Source organism: Baaleninema simplex PCC 7105 (assembly GCF_000332355.1).
Taxonomy (GTDB): Bacteria; Cyanobacteriota; Cyanobacteriia; order Cyanobacteriales; family Geitlerinemataceae; genus Baaleninema; species Baaleninema simplex.
In genome coordinates this window covers 2,970,917-2,992,138 of sequence record NZ_KB235958.1, presented here as the reverse complement: position 1 = coordinate 2,992,138, position 21,222 = coordinate 2,970,917, and the positions used below count along the sequence as shown (strand labels likewise).

8 protein-coding genes and 2 pseudogenes are annotated in these 21,222 nt (G+C 53.8%); 4 read left to right on the top strand and 6 right to left on the bottom strand.

The features are described from left to right. Window positions 1–94 precede the first annotated feature (94 nt). Window positions 95–403, bottom strand: a pseudogene (locus tag GEI7105_RS0115300) (ATP-grasp domain-containing protein); the annotation flags it as partial. 327 nt (window positions 404–730) lie between these two features. Here GEI7105_RS0115300 and GEI7105_RS0115295 point away from each other — a divergent pair. Then, window positions 731–6,778 (top strand): translocation/assembly module TamB domain-containing protein, encoded by a 6,048-nt coding sequence (locus GEI7105_RS0115295; RefSeq protein WP_017661317.1) that lies wholly within the window; start codon window positions 731–733, stop codon window positions 6,776–6,778. Window positions 6,779–6,955: 177 nt separating this feature from the next. Here the strand turns inward: GEI7105_RS0115295 and GEI7105_RS33580 are convergent, their stop codons facing one another. Beyond that, window positions 6,956–10,267 carry an O-linked N-acetylglucosamine transferase family protein gene (locus GEI7105_RS33580; RefSeq protein ID WP_017661316.1) on the bottom strand — a complete coding sequence of 1,104 codons (3,312 nt, stop codon included), beginning with the start codon at window positions 10,265–10,267 and terminating at the stop codon, window positions 6,956–6,958. 101 nt (window positions 10,268–10,368) lie between these two features. Here GEI7105_RS33580 and GEI7105_RS33575 point away from each other — a divergent pair, with 101 nt between their 5' ends. From GEI7105_RS33575 to cysS, 3 genes are all read left to right on the top strand, one after another. Continuing rightward, on the top strand, window positions 10,369–12,201 hold the full coding sequence (locus GEI7105_RS33575; protein WP_017661315.1) for a methyltransferase domain-containing protein: 1,833 nt from the start codon (window positions 10,369–10,371) through the stop codon (window positions 12,199–12,201). 64 nt (window positions 12,202–12,265) lie between these two features. Continuing rightward, window positions 12,266–15,145, top strand: coding sequence for an O-linked N-acetylglucosamine transferase, SPINDLY family protein (locus GEI7105_RS30770; RefSeq protein ID WP_017661314.1), 2,880 nt, complete (start codon window positions 12,266–12,268; stop codon window positions 15,143–15,145). A gap of 1,031 nt (window positions 15,146–16,176) precedes the next feature. Continuing rightward, the gene (gene cysS, locus GEI7105_RS0115275; RefSeq protein WP_017661313.1) at window positions 16,177–17,613 is read left to right on the top strand and encodes a cysteine--tRNA ligase; all 1,437 of its coding nucleotides are present in this window, start codon (window positions 16,177–16,179) and stop codon (window positions 17,611–17,613) included. Window positions 17,614–17,649: 36 nt separating this feature from the next. On the opposite strand, the pseudogene GEI7105_RS30765 reads toward cysS, so the two are convergent. The 4 genes and pseudogenes from GEI7105_RS30765 to iscB form a co-directional block, all read right to left on the bottom strand. Beyond that, window positions 17,650–17,913: pseudogene (locus tag GEI7105_RS30765) on the bottom strand (DUF1830 domain-containing protein); the annotation flags it as partial. 46 nt (window positions 17,914–17,959) lie between these two features. Further along, window positions 17,960–18,940: a YegS/Rv2252/BmrU family lipid kinase gene (locus GEI7105_RS0115265; protein WP_017661311.1), complete on the bottom strand. Its 981-nt coding sequence runs from the start codon at window positions 18,938–18,940 to the stop codon at window positions 17,960–17,962. A 244-nt stretch (window positions 18,941–19,184) separates the two neighbouring features. Further along, a complete protein-coding gene (locus GEI7105_RS0115260; RefSeq protein WP_202804407.1) occupies window positions 19,185–19,433 on the bottom strand; it encodes a hypothetical protein in 249 nt (82 codons plus the stop codon). Between the two features lie 122 nt (window positions 19,434–19,555). Then, window positions 19,556–20,938 carry an RNA-guided endonuclease IscB gene (gene iscB, locus GEI7105_RS0115255; RefSeq protein WP_017661309.1) on the bottom strand — a complete coding sequence of 461 codons (1,383 nt, stop codon included), beginning with the start codon at window positions 20,936–20,938 and terminating at the stop codon, window positions 19,556–19,558. Window positions 20,939–21,222: the final 284 nt, after the last annotated feature.

The following is a 21,222-nucleotide window of genomic DNA, read 5'->3' as shown; positions in this document are numbered from 1 at the left end:
TAAGTTGATTAAGTCTTCTACAAAAAAGTTCATCTTTAGATCCGCCTGCATTTGTTTTCTATTATACTATTATCACCTCAAACTCCGAAGACCCGAGAATCGCAAGATAAAATTCGCGATCGGCGTTGTATTTGGCTTCGGCTAAGAGAACGTCGGGATATTCTTCCTGAATCGGTAAGTGAAAGATGGCTTGAGCGGCGGCGATCGCGTCGATCGTGTTGGCGGCGAAGCGAACGCCTCCTGCTTTACCGCGTCCGCCAACGCGCACTTGCGATTTCAACACGACGGGATAGGGAATTTTTAACCCCTTCAAATCTTGGGGATGGCGAATTTTTTGAGAGGGCAGTACCGGAATGCCCGTCTCGCGAAATAGCTCTTTGGCTTGATACTCTAGAAGATCCATCGGCGATTGGCGAACACCCACACAACTACCATATCCCGATCTGGCTGTCGGCGCTGAGATCGCGGCTACATTTTCGAGCGCATTTGAGACGATCGACAACACGACAGCGAGATCGCTAAGGGATAAACCAGGATAACAAAGGTTCTCCCGAGATGGACAAATTCGATCGAATTGGGTACAGTCAGACGAGACCGTCTTCTACGGGCTTCTAAATGCGTCTACATCGCCCGATCGCGCTCGTTAGTTTGCGATTTTCGGTTCTCTTCACTCCATCGCAGTGGCCGCTCTAACAATTAATTCAAGTTTCGATCGTCGAGGGTGTTAGTCATGGCGAATCTTCCCCCGGACTCCCCGCCTGAGTCGGAGTCTCGCACTTCCGATGGCGTGCGCCGCTTCTGGAAACGAGTTACTCGTCCGAAATCGCTCGCGATCGCGGGTGGAACGGTGTTGGTCGTGGGGGGAGTGGTGTATGCCGGATTGCAGGTTTGGGTGCGATCGCAACTGCCTTCGCTGCTCGAAACGCAACTGACAAACCTCCTCAACCGCCCCGTCGAAATCGGCGAAGTCGAAGGGTTTTCGCTGGCGGGGATTCGACTCGATGGTTTGACGATTCCCGAAACGGAAGACAACGCCAACCGCGTGAGTGTCGAGGACATTCGGGTGCGGTACGATCTTCTGGCCTTGCTCTCGGGACGGCTTCCCCTCAGTCTCACCCTCGTCGAACCGGACATTTACGCCGAACAAGCGGACGACGGCACCTGGCTGAGGCTGGATTTGAACCTTCCCGAACCGCCCGAAGACGAGCGGGAACTTCCCATCGATCCCCAAATTAATCTTCGCATCGATGACGGGATGGTTCGTCTGGTTCCTCGAGGGCAAACAACGCCGTTTGAGGTGGAGTTGTCGGGAACGGCGCAACTGCGGCAAAAGTTACAACTCGCTCGCTACGACGTGAGGGTGGAATTACCGGACGGGGAGGTGGCCATCGAGGGTCAAACGCAGTTGGAAAGCTTTGAAAGTCGCCTCAGCACGCAGGTTCGGAATTTAGAACTGTCGCAGTTGACGCAACTTCTCCCCGAGGACGTTACGGAAACGGTGCGGATCGAGAGCGGAAACGTCAACGCCAATTTACAGATCGAAGTTCCGAGTTTGGAGTGGTTGCTCGACGATGGCGAAACGGAGGAAGACACCGAACCGCAAAACCAATCGTCGGTTCGGTTGGTGTCGTCGCCCTTGCAAACCTTAGACGATCTCGATCCGTCCCGATTGCCTGACATTCGCGGCACGCTGGCGTTAGAGAATTTATCGATCGCCCTCGATCCCTTGGCTCGTCCTCTGACGGCGGAGGGGTTCGTTCGCTTCCAGGGCGATCGCGTCCTGCTGGAAAACGTCGAGGCGCAAACGGGAACCCTGGCGATCGAGGTGGCGGGGTCGGTAGACTGGCAAACGGGCTACGATGTCGAGGTGTCCGTCCTGCCAATTGCTCTGCAATCGGTGCGGGATTTGGTGACGATCGACCTTCCCGAACTCCCGGTTTCGGGGAGTTTGCAAGCCAACGTCCTGGTGACGGGGGACATCGACGACCCGCAAGCGACGTTAGCGTTGAGTAATACGGAGGCGATCGCGATCGAAGCAACGGTTCTCAGCGAAGTTCGGGCCAACCTGTCGGCAAATTTATCCCGCGTCACCCTCAACGGCTTTCGCATTACCCCCGCTGTAGGCGGTCGCGTTGTCGCCCGAGGTGAGGCCGATATTCGATCGCTGACTCGAGATACAGACGACCCCGTGTCGCTGAATTTCGACCTTCGCACCGAGTTACCGATCGACGAACTCCTCGCCCCTTACGGACTCTTGCCTCCCGAGGTATCGGTGGGGCTGTTGACGGCCGAGGCCGAGGTGGGCGGAACCCTCGACGATCCCCGCGCCCGGTTGGTCTGGGAAACGCCGGAGGCGGCCGTTACCGAGGTGGGGACGGTTTCGACGTCTGGAGAAGTCCGGTTTCGCGACGATCGCGTCCGGTTAGACACGGCAGAAGTTCGCGCGGGCGGCGGTGCGATCTTCGCCACGGGACAGGCCGATCTCGACGCCGGAAACTGGGACGTTGACCTGTCGGCAACCCCCATCGACCTCTCGCCGTTTTTGCCGCTTCCCATCGCTGCCTCGCTGACAGAACTCCGGGCAAATGCCTCGGGAAGACTTGACAATTTCGACCTAAATATGGTAAATGGAATCGCCGATATCGGACTGGCGGTAGACGGCGGCACCGTCGGCGTCCGGGCTGATGTCGAAAACGGTGACGTTAACGTCGTCGCAGAGGCAGCGGATATTTCTGCCAACGCGATCGTCGAGGATTTACCGGTGGCGGTGGCGTTACGGCAGGGTCGGGCGACAGTCAGCAGTTCGATCGATTCCCTGTTGTGGGCGTCACAAACTCAGGATTTCAGCGGTATCGACCTGTTGGCCGATGCCGATGTCGCGGTGGCAGACGGAACGGTAACGGCCGGGGCGCAGGTAACGGGGGGTAACGTGACGGCGACGGCGGACGTTTCGTCGATTTCCGTCGGGGCGATCGCCGGAGATCTGCCGGTTCCCGTGGCGTTGCTGGGGGCGACGGCGCAAGTCGAGACCTCGGTAAACGCTTTGTTAGCGGCGGCGCAAACCCAGGACGTCAGCGGTATCGAGTTGGTGGCAGAGGCTGACGTGGCGGTGGCCGACGGGATGGTAGACGCCCGAGTGGAGTTAAGCAATGGGGCGATCGCCACAGTCGCCGACGCGTCCTCGATTTCCATCAGTTCCTATTTTCCCGAAATTCCCGTTCCCCTGGTGCTGTCGAGGGCAACAGCACGGGCGAGTTTGACAGCCGACGAGTTGCTGGCAGCGGCACGAACGCAAGATTTTACGGGGTTGAATCCCGTCGTCGAGGCGAACGCGCAACTGGCCGTCAACGACGGAACGGCCGACGTCGTGGCCAGGGTAGACGGGGGACGCTGGGACATTGCGACGACGGCGGGACTCACGGTGACCGACGAGATCGTCACGCAGTTGGTGGGAGACAAAATCGTGACGAGTCCTCGGTTTCCCACCCCGTTAACCGCGCGGGCGAATTTGTCCGGGGCGATCGCTCCTCTGTTGCGCCTCGGGGCGGTTCCCGTTCCCGTTAGCGTAGATGGCGTATCGGTGGCATTGGGTGAAGAATCCTTAAACACCCGAGGAACGCTGCTGTTTACAGATTTGGCGAGTGCGCCCGATTTGGCGGCCGAGTTGGCGATCGATGCCAACTATCAGTCGCGTCGTTTGCCCCTCACTCTACTCATTGCCGATGTCTTCGTGGGAGATACGCTCGATCGCCCCAACGCCGTTAACATCGCCGGACAAGCAGACTTCGCCGGACAGTTTCGGGGACGAAATTTAATTCGCGATCCCTTGGCGGCGGGCAATTTGGATTTGACGGGAAACTTGCAACTGCGTAACTTTGCCGTCAACGACATCGCCTTTGACGACGTGATGGCGGGTGGCGTGGTGGTACGAACGGGAGAACGAGTGGCCATCGACCTTCGAGGAAGCCGCGATCGCATCGCCGCAAGTTTCACCCCTTGCACCCGAGGAAACGCCTGTTTGTTGCCCTATCTCCCCACGGCGTTGGAAATCCGCCAGGGCGAAGAGACCGCGACGCCCTTGTTAGCCCTCGGCGATCGCGAGGGAGACGTGTTCGACCTGCGCCTGCAAAACTTCGATTTAGCCCTGCTGAACGTGGTACCGGGGCAACCCTTGGGCATTGAAGGGGATGTGGGCGGACAGGTGACGGCGGCGATTTCAGCCAATTTGTTTACGTTGGAATCTCGAGGAAACGTCGCGATCGCCGATCCGGGTGTCGGCTATATTCGAGCGGAGGCAGCGATCGCAGACTTCGGATATACCGACGGTATCGCCCGAATCGACGAAGCGTTATTGCAACTCGGCGACACCCGCTTTATCCTCAACGCTCGTACCGATGTGGATTTAGTCGCTTTGGTGCGAGGACAGGTCACTCCAGCGCAGTTGAACCAAGCCCCAATCAACGCCGAGTTAACGGTAGACGAAGGACGAGTGGGGGATTTGCTGTCCACCGTCGCCTGGTACGAAATCGAGGAAATCGTGGCGCGAGGGTTGGCCTCCCCCAGTTTGAATCCCGAAGACTTACAAGCCGACCCGGTGGGAATTCCCGATCGCGGTTTGTTCGAGCAGTTGAGCGTTTTTAATAAAATTAGCGAGTTGGTGGAAGAACGGGCGGCCGCCCTGCGACAACCCGCCCCCCCTAGTCTGGCCGACGTGCGAGGCACTTACGACGCCCGAGTCACGGTAGGCGGAACTCTGGGAAATCCCGACGTAAACGCCGCGTTGGAGGCGCGAGATTGGACGTGGCAAGCACGACCGTCTTTTCCCGCCCTCAGTCCCGTTCTAGGATTTTTTATCGAAGACGCGCCGATTATCGAAATCGACGAAATCCTCGTTCGTGCCAACTATCGCAACGACGTGCTGACGGTGGAAACGGCGCAGGTCGAACTTGACGGGGCGCGAGCGTCTTTGGTGGGAGAACTCTCTCCCACGACGGCTTCGGGAACGGTCGAACTCGTCGATTTAAATTTGAATATGGTGCGTGATTTTGTCGAGTTTCCGATCGATCTCGAGGGGATGGCGAACGCCCAGGCCGAAATTGGCGGTACGTTACAAAACCCCGCGATCGCCGGTCGGGTATCCTTAGACTCGCCGACCCTCAACGGCCGTCCTGTCGATACGTTGGCTGGAGAATTCCGTTACGATAACGACCTGTTCGAGTTTGCCACCCTCGCCCCCACCTGGACGCAAATCTCGGCGCGGGTTCCCTACCCCTGGACGGAAGATAACGCGGTGGCGCAGGTACGCTTGGCGATCGACACGCCGGGATTCGAGTTACTCGAGGCGTTGAGTAACGGACAGGTCGTCTGGACGGAGGGTGAGGGATCGGTACAGTTGGCGGCGTCGCTGGATTTGGTGGAGGTGACGTCGGGGGATTTCGATCGCATTTTGCAGGCGTTGTCCGCCGATGGCGAGGTGGTTCTCGAGGACGCCACGGTACGCGCCGCTGCTTTCCCTCAAGCCCCCGCGCAAATTGACGGCCGCGTTCTCATCACGCAAGAGCGAGTGGCGATCGATAATTTAATTACCAAAGTCGCCGACGGGACGTTTTCGCTCTCGGGGGCGTTACCGTTTTTAGTTCCCGAGATGGACTCGGAAAATCCCTTGACGCTGAAGGTGGACAACGGCAACATCGAGCTAGCGGGGCTATACGATGGCTTGTTAGATGGATTCGTCTCGGTTCGCGGCACGGCGTTAACCCCCGTAGTGACAGGAGAAATCGCACTCTCGGAGGGGCGCGTATCGGTACCGACTGGGGGCGTCGTCGAAGGGGCGATTCCCGCGTCCGCCCAGTGGACGGTACGGGAAGAATCCGCACCGCCGCCGGTGATTCCAATTCTCGATAACGTTCGGGTCGTGTTGGGGGAAGACTTCCGCATTCAGAACCCGCTTCCACAGTTTAATTTTCGGGTGTCGGGAGATTTGACGGTTAACGGGGCTGTCGATGGGAATTTGGAGAATTTGCGACCCGAAGGTACGATAAGTGTCGATCGCGGACAGATCGATCTGTTTAGTAGTTTGTTCTTCGTCGCCCCCGGACGACCGCAAACGGTGACGTTCGTTCCCGAACGAGGACTTCTCGATCCTCTGTTGGATTTGCAGGTTTCGACGCTGGTGTACGAGGAACGGCGCAACCCCCTACTCGATCGCGATCGCGATGGAAACGAAGTTCCCGATACGACGGTTCTTCCCAACCGCCAATCGCAACAAACGTTGGTGAGCGTTTCGATCGAGGCGAGCGCCCAGGAGCTTTTGAAAGCAGTGTTGTCGAGCGAAGCCGCAGATATTTCGGCGTTTGAAAACTCGCAGTTGTTGCAAACGGTGCAGTTAACGAGCGTTCCCGAACGTAGCGAACGGGAGTTAGTGTCGTTGTTGGGGGGTCAGGTTCTCACCACGATCGATCGAATTTCTAAGTTGCGCGGGACGGAGTTTTTTGAGTTTGCCTTTTTGCGGTTTGTCGTAGAACCGACGCTGACGGAGGTGTTATTGGATATCGATCGCACCGCCAACCGTCTCGGACAGGCGATCGGACTCGATCGCCTCAGTGTCTTTCCGCCAGGACAAATCGAAGCGATTTACGAGTTAAACGAAAATTCACTCTTGGGATTAACCTACAGTTACGGCTCGAGCGGATTGTTATTGCAAGGTACGGGCAATTTGGAAACAGATAATATTCCCGGTTTTAATTTTGTAGAATTGCGTTATGAATTTCGCTTTTAGCAAGTTGCACCATATAGGTTTTGCTGAAAAAGACGGTTGGTAGAGGAAGAGAACGAGGTTTCTAGCAATTTATCGTAGTTGCACGATCGAAGAGGTGCAATGAAAAAAGGATTACTAAAATCGATCTCTGGGGGCTTTTCTAACCAAACCCCTCTGTGTCCTCTGTGGTGAAAAATATCACCCCAACATCGCCTCAAACGCCGCTTCCACCTCCCGCGCAAACACTTCCGCGTTCCACAACCGCGACGAATGGCGAGACTGCTGGAGTTTCCACGCCACATCCTGGCGTAACGCGGCGTCGGTTCCCAGACGAACCCCCCACTCCACATACTCCTCGTCGCTAAATGCGATTCCCTCCGTCACCCCCACCAACTGGAGAAAGTCGAAACTGTGGCGACTGGCGAACTGTTCCCCCACCCGCGTTACCAGCGGAATTCCCATCCACAGGGTTTCTAGCGTCGTCGTGGCGCCATTGTAGGGGTAAGTATCGAGAACCACGTCGGCGAGGGTGAGATTGGCGCGGTGAATCGCTTCTGTGGGATCGTTAGGAAGGAAACGCAGGCGATCGCACTCTACCCCTTCTTCTTCCGCTAACCGAGAAAACCACTGACGCAACGCATCGCGATCGACGTACAATCCTTTAATAATAAAGTAACTGTTAGGAACCTGTTTGAGAATTCGCAACTGTAATCGAGCGTTCTCGGGATTACGTTTTGCCCCGGTTTGCGAACTGAAATACACCACAGCATCGGGAGGAATATCGATATCTTCCCGCCGTAACGTGGGAACTCCTACTTCAAATCCATCGACGGCGATAAAGGTTTCGGGAAGTCGCCAGAGTTTCGTAAAATAGTCACTTTCGGCGTGATCTGGAACCACGCGAGAATCGACGAGAAAATAGTCGATCGCAGGTAATTCCGAGGCGTCGAACCCCAGCCAGGTGACTTGAACGGGAGCAGGCTTTAAGGCTAAAACAGCAGTGGCTTGAGTACAGGTCAAACTATCGAGATCGATTAAAATATCGATGTTGTCGTTGCGAATTATTTCAGCAATTTCAGAAACTGAGAGGTTTGAAATATCGCGAAATTCGCTGACACTAGTAGAGATTTCATCTTGGATTTCATCTTTGGCTTTATGTAGAGAGTAGGCGATAATTTTGTATTTTTCTTTGTTATGGTATTTTAAAAGCCATCGCACAAGATGTCCGACAGAATTTCGGCGAAAACAACTAGAAATATAGCCAATCCTTTTTAAAGAATTTGATTTTTCTGAAACGATCGGCTCGCCGAAATGTTCGTAAAGCTGGCTTTGGAGGAAGTTCGATAACCGAAATCGTAAATCATGGAGTTTTTTAGGATTATCTTCTAAATAGGGTAAAAACGAGGTGGTGGCGAAGCTTTGTACGAGATCGGGAAGTTCAATTTCGGGATTGCTATCAATAAGTTGGTTGAGTTTTGCTTCGAGTTTTTGATGAAGCTGTTTAGCGTTTTCAAATTCGCCTCCTCCTCTCAGTAAGCCTCGTAATAATAAGTAGTAGGCGGCGATTTGTTTGGGAAGTGTTTCTGCGCGATCGTAAAATTTTCGAGCTAACTGAGCTGCTTCAGCGTACTGTTGCGTGTCTTGGTAAAGATTGATTAATTTAACTAAAATTGGCAAATTTTCAGGTTGCAGTTTTAGCCAAAGCACACTAAAAGAAACTAAAATTGATTTTAAAGCGGCGTCTTGTTGTAAAATTGGGGCGGAGCGATCGCAAAACTCTTGACGAACGTAAGAGTCGAGAGAAGCAGTAACAACGCAAGTTTCAAACAGCGCCCAAACCGTCGAATTCGTTAAATCGAGAGTCCACAGAGACTCGAACAGCGGTTGTCGCAAATCTTCATCAATGGATTCCGTTTTCAAATACTCGAGACAAGTTTGAAAGACTTCCTCATCGAACTCGCCCAACTTCGCCAAAACGATCGCCAACCGAAGCCAATTTTCACCATCGTCGGGACGTAATTCCGCGATCGCACTCCGAACTGTTAACGCCGAACGATGTTGGGCGATCGCCTCTTGTCGTTGCGCCTCCGCCTCCAACACCGCCGCCAGTTCCGCCGTCAACTGTTCTGTCTCCTCGCCAGACATCATCCCCGACAACCACGTGGCTTCGGCGTCGTCTGCATCGCCGCGCAACAGTTGCGTTAAGCCCAAATACCAGTAAAACTCAGAAATATCAGGACGTTGAGAAATCGCCCGTTCGTAGAGAATTCCAGCGCGATCGTACTGTTCCCGTACCAAACACTGATACGCTTGCCAGGTCAACCCCTCTTCTCCCGCAGACAGCTGCGACAACTCGATCGCACTCTCTCCGACGATCTCGCGCAGCCACCTTTCCCACTCGTCCGCGCGATTCTCCCAAGTATAATGACGGTTGACCCAATCGACTTGACGCCGCAACGCCACCTCGTCGTCAAAATCCCGCAACACCGCCACCGTTCGATCGATAAATTCCCGAATATAGACTTCGCGATCGCCTGGAGACGCAAACGCATACCGTAACGACTCCTGACAGGCGTTGGGAATCTCGATCGACTCCCCAAATCCCGCCATGGTTTCCGGAAGTGCAGCCAACGCACTCGTCACCACCCGACAACCACTGGCTAAGGCTTCCATCACCGAAATACAAGAAGTTTCGGCGAACGTATTCGGATACGCCAATACCGACGCCGCCTTGAGATAATCTTTTAACTGAGGCTGCGGAACCGAACCCACGTATTCCACCCCCTCCGTTTCCTGACAGAGACGATACAACCCCCCGTATCGCGACTCGTCGAGGGTGCGATCGACCTGATAGACTTTCATACTCGAGAATACCTGTAACCGCGTTCCGGGGATTGCGTTGCGAATCGAAGGGAACGCTTCTAACAAAACATCCAACCCGCGAAACGGCGTACTGGTATACACCAAAACTGGCGGTTTCGACTTCGCCGCCAAAATTGAGGAATTCTTGGGAAATATCCCTTCAAACACTGGTGGGATCGCATTACGGGTGACGCGAACCCGCTGTGCGTCGATACTAAACTGCTCGCAATACTGCTGTTTCTGCCAGTCGCTCACCAGTGCGAAACGGCGGTAACTATCGCGGATAATGGGATTGTGGAGGTCTGTGACAGATTCTTGGTCGTGGGCGTGTTGCGTCCACAGAACCATCGGCGTATGAGGGCGTAAAAACGGCTGAACTCGCGCCCCCAAATCGGGGTTGCTCGCTACCACGAGAACGTCTACCGTAGGCATTAAGGTTCTGGCCTCGTCGCTGCGAATCGGAAGACAAGTGACGCCCCGCGACACTTTCGCCGTTTTCGTGTAGTTAACGAGAAACACTTCCAGTCCCCGTTTTGCTAACTGTTCGGCAAGATAGCACACCGCCGATTGCGAACCGCCCATGGGTCGTTGGTAGACGGTTTCGATTTGATAGTCCCAATCGATAAAATCGATGAAGGCGATTCTCATGGTTTTTAATCGGTCGCGGTACAGTTGAAAACAGTTGCAGCGTCTCTTGGTATTGTAAGACTTCGATCTCCCGCGATCGCACAGCGACCCCCAGTTACATCATGGTTAACGTCCGCCCCCTCGAACAAATTCCCCAATACTACCGTTTGGTTCGTCCAGAAATCCTATCCGCCGTTCCCTCGTCGGCGACTCGGATTTTAGACGTGGGTTGCGGGGCGGGAATGTTGGGAAAATCGTTAAAAGAAAATCGGGGCGATCGCACGGTTGTCGGACTCGAACTCGACGAAGAAGCCTGTTACTACGCCAACCTGCACCTCGACACCGCCTACTGCGTCAACCTCGAAACCTTCGATCCGCCCTTTTCTCCCGGTACCTTCGACTGTATCGTCTTCGCCGACGTATTAGAACACCTACAAGATCCTTGGGCGATCGCGCGTCGGTACGTCCGATTTCTCGAACCCGGCGGAACCGTCGTCGCCAGCATTCCCAACATTCGCCATTTTCCCCTGTTGCGTCAAGTCTTAGAACAGGGACGTTGGGACTATCGCGATTGGGGAATTCTCGATCGCACCCATCTAAGATTCTTCACCAAACAGACCTTTCTCGAACTCCTCCAACACGCCGAAATCGATTGTACGTCGATATCCTACCTCGGCGGCGAACAATTCAAAGCCTTTCGTCCCCAAGACCCCGATCGCATTTTCAAAATCGGAAACGTCGCCATCTTCAACGTCTCCGACGAAGACTTCGAGGAACTCTGCGCCTACCAACTCCTTTATATTGGCGTTTACTCTCCTCAAACCCCCGTTCCTCCCGAACCCGAAACCCCCGAAACCCAGTACAGCGTTAGCGTCATCGTTCCCTGGTGGGATCGCGAAGAGTTATTAGAACTGTGGGACAACAACATCGAACAGCTATCGGACACCGAAGTCATTTTCATCGACAACGGAAGTTCAGAACCCGGACGCAACGCCTTAGCGGACTTTTGCGACGCCCACGGAATTCGCCTGATTCGCAACGAAACCAACCTCGGTTTCACCGTCGCCAACAACCAGGGAGCGAAAATCGCCTCGGGGGACTATCTGCTATTTCTCAACAACGATGTCGATATTCTGAAATCTCCCGTTCAAACCCTCTGTCGCTTAGCCGGAAACGGAATCGCAGGACCCGGGCCTATGGGAAACGAACTGACGGGGGAAACCTTTGTCGAAGGTTGGGCGTTATGTATCGCCAAATCCACTTTTGAGGAAGTGGGAGGATGGTGTGAAGACTACGGAATCGGGTCTTGGGACGATGCGGATTTGTGTCATCAGGTGAGAATGGCGGGATATTCTATCACCCCCGTTCCCGAACTCTTCAGTCAGGGGTGGAAAACGGGAAACACAGACACGCCCCAACAGATGTGGGTTCGCCATTTGGGGGGAACGACGCTTGGTGACGGACGCATCGATAAAATGGCGTTGCAAATCCGCAATTGGGAAATCCTGATGCGGCGACATTACCAACTGCGGGATATCAATTGGATCGTGTTTCCCGATTGGGACGCTTCGGAAGAGTCGTTGTTTGCAGCGTTGAGTGAGGTGTTGGCGGCGTTCGTCACTCATCTCGATCGCGATCGCATGACGTTATTGGTAGCCATTAGAGAGCGATCTCCAGCAGAAATCGAACTGTTTCTCTCCGGTGTCATCATGAATCTGTTAATGGAAACAGACATCGAACTCGACAGCGAACCGCAAATTTCCTTCATTGGCCATCTCGATCGCATCAATTGGAACGCCCCACTTCCCCGACAACACGCGGAAATTTTACTCAACACCCTCACCGGAAGACTCGTCATCGATGTTGAAGATACCAAAGCTGTCGAAGCTTCGCGATCGCAACATCTCCCCACCTATACCCCCACAGAATTACAAGATTGGCGGAGTTCGAGTTGAGTTGTAGAGTGAGACAAGGAAGATACTGTCTTCACGGGTGACTGGTGACTGCTAACTGAAATATATGGATCTCGATCGCTTTGCTACCCAACTCGATCTCCCTACCCTCGCGATTTCTAACCTCGTCGCCACGGCGGTATCCTGTCTTGAGGAGGGGGAACTTTACTGCGAAATCGGAATTCTCAACGGCGAAACCCTCCGTCACGCCCTTTCTCAACATCCTGGCGTCAGCGTTTGCGCCGTCGAAACCACCACGGGAACGGACACCGACACCCGACTCGCCGCGATCGCCAATCTCCTAGAAAAACAGCAACTCGACGATCGCATTTTCCTGCTACAAAACGACCTCGAAGACTTTTTCGACGATTGGATGCAACTCGACGCCGAGGATAAAATCGGCGTTTACTACTACAGTGGAAATCCCGACTATCGATCGACCCTCGTCAGTCTCCTGCGCGTCAAAGCCTTCTGTAGCGATCGCGCCGTTTTCATTATCGCCAACCCGCATCTTTCCGGAACGCGCCAAGGGGTTGGGGATTTCCTCGCCACCCATCCCGAAACCTGTTTACTCCGAGAACTCCCTCAAGTGGCCTGGGTTCTCGCCTGGGATACCCACGCCACCCATTTCCTCGACGCGGATAGTTATTTCCAAAATCGCCAACCTGACGTTCTCGACGCCCTAACCCAACTGTCCGACGACGACAACCTCTATCGCGACGCCCTCCAATACCACCAAGGGGGAAACTGGGACGACGCCGAACGGCTCTATCGTCTAGTCTTACAGAAAAATCCCCAAAACTTTGAAGCTTGGCTGAATTTGGGGATGCTTTACGTCTCGACCGATCGCCCTCGCGACGCGATCGCCGCCTTTCGTTCCGCCACCGAACTCGACCACAGCCAAGGAACCACCTATTATGGCTTGGGATTGGTTTGGGAGCGCCTCAACCAACGCGATCGCGCCCTCGACGCCTACCAACAAGCCATCGATCGCGATCCGACACTCCTCGACGCCTACAATAACCTAGGCAACCTCTATTATCGTAGCGGCCAGTTCGATCGCGCCGAATCCCTTTACCGTCAAGCGGTTTCCCTCAACCCCCAACACTTCGGAAGTTTGCTAAACTTGGGAAACGCCTTCGTCACCCAACGCCGCCTCGAAGACGCGATCGCCCTTTACGACACTGCCGTTGACGCCCATTCCGACAATTCCCAACTTATCGAAACCCGCGATCGCCTTCACCAATATCTCAACAATCCTACCCCCCTTTATCGTAGTTTCGCCCAAACCTTTTTCCGACAGGAAGACTACACCGCCGCCATTCCCCTTTACCGCTACATTTCCAACAACGGGGATGGCGAAGCAACAGACTTTTTCGCCTTAGCCGTCTGTTTCCAAAAAACCCAGCAGTTCGACGAAGCGATCGCCACTTTACGCCACGGCGTCACCCGCTTTCCCCAAAACCTAACGCTTCAACTCCAACTCGTATCGCAACTGCGAGATAACGGCGAGACAGACGCCGCCCTCCAAGCCGCCAAAGCCGCAATTGCTTCCATTCCCGATCGCCTCGAACTTCGGACGCTCGATCGCCTGTTACTCCCCCTGTTCTACCACAGCCCAACCGAGATCGATCGATTCCGCCAACGCTTCCGAGAAGGACTCACCGACATCCAGAAAAACACCCCTCTCGACACCCCAGAACACCGCCATCAAGCTCTCAATTCCATCTCCAAAGCCTCGATATTTTACCTAGCCTACCAAGGATGTAACGACATCGAACTCCTCACCCAATACGGCAACTGGGTACATCGCATCGTCACCGCCAACCTTCCCAAAATCCCCGTTCCCGAAGCCACCCCACCTCATCGGAAACTCCGTATCGGCTATGTCGGCGTCAGTATGGGAGACACCCGCCTCGGCGAACTCTATCTTGGCTGGTTGAAACACGCCAACCGCGATCGCTTCGAGATTTACACCTACTATCTCGGCCAGCAATTTACCCCTCTCACCCAAGCCTTCCAACACCACAGCCAAGTCTTCCGTCATCTCTCCCCCAACCTCGAAGACGCCGCATCCGCCATCCTGCGCGATCGCCTCGATATCCTCATCTTCCCCGATATCGGCTTGTCGGCGATCGTCACGCAACTGGCGGCGTTGCGTCTAGCTCCCGTACAATGTAGCACCTGGGCGCATCCCGTCACCTCGGGACTTCCTACAGTCGATTATTTCCTTTCCAGCGATTTTATGGAACCGGAAAACGGCGAAACCCACTATCGAGAAAAGTTGGTTCGACTTCCCAAAATCGGGATGTCGGTGTCGAAACCCCAACTTCCTCCAAACCTCTCAGGCGATCGTGCTAAATTTGGATTGGGGGGCGATCGAACTGTTTATCTTTCCTGTCAATCTCTATTGAAATACCTGCCCCAATACGATTGGATATTTCCACAAATTTCCCAACAGGTTCCCCACGCCCAATTTGCATTTATCGCACATCCCAACTCCAGCATCACCGAACAGTTTCGTCAACGACTTGATATTGCGTTTTCAGAAGTTGGGCTAGACGCAGAAACCTTCTGCGTTATCGTTCCTCGCCTGATCGAACGAGACTATCTCGAGCTAAATTTAGTCGCCGATATTTTCTTAGATACCTTCAGTTGGTCTGGAGGCGTCACGACACTCAAAGCAATCGCCTGTGGACTTCCCGTCGTTACCTGTCCTGGTTCGCTGATGCGTTCTCGTCACAGTTTCGCTATTTTAAAAACCTTAGAAATCACAGAAACCATTGCCTCAGATATCGAAGAATATATCGAAATTGCTATCAAATTGGGACTCGATTCATCCTGGCGGCAGGAAGTCTCGGAAAAATCCCGTCGTAATGAGAAACAATTATTCGACGATAGGGAGTGCGGGCGAGCTTTGGAAGCGTTCTTTCTATCGATTATCTAAACTGAAGTTTCTCCTTCGGAGAAAGTTGTAAGCGCTTTATCTAGGGTTTTCTAAAAACAAGCAAAATGCTTACAGTATAAGACTTAGAGAAGTTTGAACGAACCCTACTTTAAATCCCTGTCAGTCTAAGGTTTTGCTCTTATTTCACTTCTTTTTTCGTTTAAATCCCGACAAAGTCCTTGCATACGAGGGGGTGCATCTCAAAAATGTAAATTCATCGAATTGGGCGCACTCAATTTCCAGATCCCCGGCATCTTGGAGATGCCGGGGATCTTATACCGGAAGTGCTAATCGGGAATTTTGCCACCCCAAACTGATGTTTTTGCAAAAGTTGAGATGCACCCCATACGAGGACTCTACGCGGGAAGTAAAAGAACTCCAATCCTAGCGTGTGGGAAAACGTCCCAACGTTGTTTGACATCCTCTCCCAGCAACCCTATCGGGTATGCAGGGAGATTCCCGGGTTCACACCAAGGATTTCCTGCTTCTCAACCTCTTGACTAGACTTGAACTCAAATAACTTCAAGTCCCCGCCAGAACGATTCCACAGGCTTTTTGTTTTACGTCCACTTGGTGCCCCCAAGCCGGACGGATCTGATTTTTGGTTTTGGGCTTTATGCTCTATACAGGAGGACACGGGTGGCGAACCGAGTTCGCCACCGTGAGATGTCCGTGTTGCCAGTGTCTTAACCGTTACTTCTGGGCTGCCTACTGGATGAGCTATCCGTATGTTTTCAGCGTGTTACCACCTTATCAATTATATTTGATGGCTCGTTTCGGCGCTATCCCCTTCTCTCGCTATCGCATTGTTCAGGGGACGCACCTCAACTCACCGCCGCTTCACCACCAACCAAGCCTATTGGCTATGGTTGGAGCGCTGCGACGAATCTTGTAGACTGAATTGTCCCTGTCTGAATTCGATCGCCGAGACGCGCGATCGCCCCATCCTCCGACCCCGCAACCGTGTAAATTGGTATAAAGTAAACTGCCCACTCCCAAGGCAAGACCGCAACGGCTGTAGAAAATCCTCTATGACCCTCACCATCTACAACACGCAAACCCGACAGAAAGAACCCTTCAAACCCACCGTTCCCGGTGAGGTCAAAATGTATTGCTGCGGCGTGACAGTTTACGACGATTGCCACCTCGGCCACGCGCGATCGTATATCGTGTGGGATACCGTGCGGCGCTATCTCCTCTGGCGCGGCTACAACGTGCGTTACGTGCAGAACTTTACCGATATCGACGACAAGATCCTCAATCGCGCCAAAGAGCAAGGGCGCACCATGTCTGAGGTATCTCAAGAATACATCGACGCCTACTTCCGCGACATTCGCCAACTCAACGTTAAAGACGCCGACGAATACCCCCGCGTTACCGAACATATCGAAGAAATCTGCGACCTCATTCAACGTCTGATCGATAAAGGCATCGCTTATCCCGCTAACGGAGACGTGTACTACAGCGTGCAAGCCTTCCCCAGTTACGGGAAACTTTCAGGACGGACGGAAGAGCAAATGCAGTCGGGGGCGAGCGGACGCGTCGCTGCTGAAGATACGAAAAAACGGCATCCGTTCGATTTCGCCCTTTGGAAACGTGCCAAACCTGGAGAGCCGTCTTGGGATTCCCCTTGGGGCAAAGGTCGTCCGGGGTGGCACATTGAATGTTCGGCGATGATTCGACGGGTTCTCGGCGATACTATCGACATTCACGGCGGCGGCGGTGATTTGGTGTTTCCCCACCACGAAAACGAAATCGCGCAATCGGAAGGGGCGACGGGAAAACCGCTAGCCAAATACTGGACACACAACGGTATGGTGCGCGTCAACGGCGAGAAGATGTCCAAATCGTTGGGAAATTTTACGACGATTCGCGAACTGCTCGATCGCATCAATCCGATGGTGGTACGGTTGTTCGTGTTGCAAGCCCAGTATCGCAAACCTCTCGACTTCACCGACGACGCGATCGCCTCGGCGGAAAACGGCTGGAACACGTTAAAAGAAGGGTTGCTGTTCGGACGTCAGTTCGGGGAACGATTGGGATGGAATCCTGACGACGATGCCCCTCACCTCGAAGATGTCGCGGAAAAATTCCAAACCGCGATGGACGACGATTTCAACACCTCTGGCGGTTTGGCGGTGGTGTTCGAGTTGGCGAAAGAACTGCGCCGCGTTGGAAATATCCTCGTTCACGGCGGCGAGGTCGATGTTTCTGCTGATGCCTTACAGCGTCAGTGGATAACGTTGGTGGAACTGGCGGGGGTGTTGGGATTAGAAGCGCAACCCGAGGAAGCCAGCGAATCTCCAAACGGGTTGAGCGACGAAGCCATTCTCGCCCTGATCGAACAGCGTCAAGCGGCGCGGAAAGCCAAGAATTTCGCTGAAGCCGATCGCATTCGCGACGACTTAAAAGAACGTGGCATCGCTCTGATCGATAAACCGGGCGAAACCACGTTCGTTCGAGATTAGGGGTTCGATCGCCCCCGTCGCCTAAGACTGGGATCGCACCTGAAGCCGCTCGCAGGCGATGGAATCCGACAACACTGCACTGGCTACGGTGCCGGTGTATACCTCTAGCTGAGCTGTTGGATAAGACTCGAAAATCAAGCGCTGACCGGGAAATACCACCCGCTCGAAATACCAGTTCGGCACGTTCGAGATGCGGGCGACCTGAATTTTGCTACTGCGGTTAGAGTAGTAGCATAAAATTCGTGTTTTGTCAATATTTCGGGGTTCGGTTTTGGGTTGAGACTGAGTAGAAACGGTCATGGTTATTGAATGTCTGTTTTGTTAACGTTTTTGTTTTAGAGCTTTATCAAAGCGATCGCGATCGCTCCATCGCCGTTTCGACAGAGGAGCGATCGCCGAAAAACCCGGTCATGCGATCGCTCTCCTCGCCATCGGGAACTGGAACGAAAACCCTCAATCCACCTGGAACGCAGGTCAGTTCGAGAGTATCGCGACCGACAACTTCGCCATCGACGACGACATTTTGTGGGGGGGTCGTGCGAACCTTAACAGATTTCGCCTGTAAATAGCCAACGTCCGATCGCTCGGTGGCGCGATCGTTAAATCCCGACCACAGCAAATCGTAAGACGCCGTAATCGCCTCGGTTGGCGTTTCTGGCGCAAACACCGTAACATCGAGCAACCCGTCGTCGGGGCAGACCTGCGCCGGTCCTTGGGCTAAAATCGACGTGGGCGGAGCGGCATTGGCCACCGTCACCGCAGCAGCAGACGCCACTAAAATACGGTCTTCGACTTCGATTTCAACGTTAAAATGCTTCAGGTCTTGCAGTTGCTGAACGCCAGAGAGAACGTAAGCCAACCGTCCGAGTCGCTCCTTCGAGTCCGACTCTGTTTGGACGATGGCCTCAGCACCGACGCCAACACCCGCCCACAACACCATCAGCCGCCCGTCTCCGCAGCGAGCAGCGTCGATCTCTCGGACGTTTCCATCCAAAATGACCTGACAGGCGGCTTCGAGACTATCGGGCAATCCTAACGCGCGAGCGAAAGCGTTCGCCGTTCCTCGGGGAATCGCCCCCACGGGAACCCCGGTTTCGATCGCGGCGGCCATTACCTTCGATACGGTTCCGTCGCCTCCAGCAGCGATCGGTACGGCTCCGACACTCACCGCTTCGCGAGCAAAGCGATCGGTATCGAGATCGGTCGTCGTCGTGCGAATTTCGAGATCGAGTTCTGGGTCGAGCATCGCCCGAATCACCGCTAAGTCGCGATCGGCATCGCCCTGACCGGCGGCTGGATTAAAAATTAGCCATGCTTGAGAAGCCATAGTTTTTGTAAAACGGGGCATTGATGGGTTCGACAACCACACGCGCCTGCATCCACCTTTAGCGTTCGAGTATCGCATCGCGCTTGGTTGACTTGTTGTTTTCATCTTGAAACCATCGACCCACAAATCTTATTGAACGGTATTCGAGCGATCGCGTGCATCTATCTTTCGGAGGAATTCAGAAACCTGGGATCGCCTGCGGTGTCCGTCACAGAGAAATTGTAGAGCGACGATCGAACAGCCATCACAAATCGGACATACTGTCCGGCGCGATCGATTCTCCCGTCCGTTGCTGGAGTCGGTCGGTATCGATCAGATCGCTCAGACGCTCGATCTCGATTCCCAGTTCCTGACCCGCGCGTTTCAAACTCTCGCGAAACTGAGATATGTTATCGCCGTAGCCACACTGCTCGGCCGCCACCGTCTCGCCTTCTTTGGCGTTCGCTCGAGCGCAGTTGACCAAATCGATGCCTTGAAGAGGGGTAGGTGTCATAATTTGCGACTCCTCAATGGGGGTTTCCATCTAAAATGCGGGAATTCCCCTCCCGTTATATCCGATCGGGATTAGCGGGAGGGGAATTCCCGCCAACAAACGAACTGCCCGACAGGGCATCCTTATTTCGAGAATCTGTATTCATAGCCGTCTGATTTCTGAACAGTCGTCAGATATTTCGGATGAACGTCAAAAGGTTTAACCCCAGCGTTCAGTCGAAAGGAAGGGCGAAACCGAATAGCAATCCGTCCTGTGTAATTTCCGGCGAATTTTCCTTGAGGAATTGTCGCCTTGACTATATCGCCGGTTTGGAAACCTTGAAAAGATTTGGCTTTCGGAGCGTGAGTTCTCGGAAAACCGTATCGATCGGAACGACATCGTTGCCGAACCCCGTGACCTTTGGCTGCAACGAGTAAAGGTTTCTCGACCGCGACATCTAATCGATCGGGAGTCGATTTCCCGACACAAGCAGCATCGAACCAGTGAGTTTTCGGCAAACCCAATCGAGTTCGATTAAACTTAGTCTGTCCGCCCGTTCCCACTTCAACGGGCAATCCAGTTTCTTTCAACTGTTGGTACAGCTTCCAGCGAGTTGCGTTGACTGCTGCCGCATCTTTTAACGGCGCTTTTGCCTGTTTCAAAATACGGTTGAGAACGGTCGGTTTGCCCGATAGAAACTCGCGAATATCTCGGTTTCCCTTAGCTTGGTTGCAAGTATGACAAGCCAGCGTTAGGTTAGAAACTCGGTCGCTCCCTCCCTGGGATTTGGGATGAATGTGTTCGACCTCTAACGGCAGGTTCTCAGCACCGCAGTAGCGGTGCGACCCCGCGCCGTCGCACGGCGCTAGGGAACGCGCACCAAGAGAGGCGCACTTTCGACCCCACTTTTCTAACAAGAACTCGCGGATCTCGTAACCCAACAATTCGCCCTGCTGATACTCAATACCACTCACTTCGGGGTTTTGGAGTTTTTGGGTATCGAACCGCACGAGTTCTTGAGCAATCGAGACGATCGGACAAAGTTTTCGCAAACGGTTCACCCAGGTCATCGTAGTTTCGACCCGATGGTTGAGTCCTCGACTCCGCTCGGACTCAACGCTGAGCGGAGCCGAAGCGTTGAGAGACGGTAGAAGCCAACCCTTCGGACGAGTACGGTTAAGACAGCGAGGCTTTCGGTAACGAGTTTTTCGATGGCGTCGGGAGCGTCGTAAAGCGCGACGTTTCTCTAAGTCGTTCTTAATTTGCTGTCCGCGATGGCTGAGTTCGGACGCCCAAATGACTCGGTTTTCGGACAGGATAGCCAACCCAGTTGTTTGCGAGCCGGGATCGATTTTGAGTTGAGTTTCGGGAACGACACAATCTTTGGCTTCAATCTCGTGCAAGATAAGGGTAAATGGATAGCGACGAAACACCGAAGCTCGACCGGATTTCAGGAGCCGCCGCGCCTTGGCTGGATGGCATGGTGCTAGGGGGTTTTTGTCTTTGTCTAGAACGAAAACGTGCATAATACACAACTCCCAAAAGGGGTAACGTTTGCCTCGCCAAGGTTACGTCTCGGTACTCTCTGAAAAGCACTGCCTTAACCCGTTTTAAGCTGTTTAACTTTTCAGTTCTAGAGCGACAAGCTGGCAACGTACTCGTCGGTAGGAACTTAAACTCTCGGACGTAACGTAGTCTTCGGAAGACTTAGGCTGGTCAACTTGTGGGCTTTTTCAAGCCCCCGTCATAGCTAACAGGCTTGACGTCTGAGTGGTTGACGTTATCTATGATACCGAGCGAACTCGAGTCG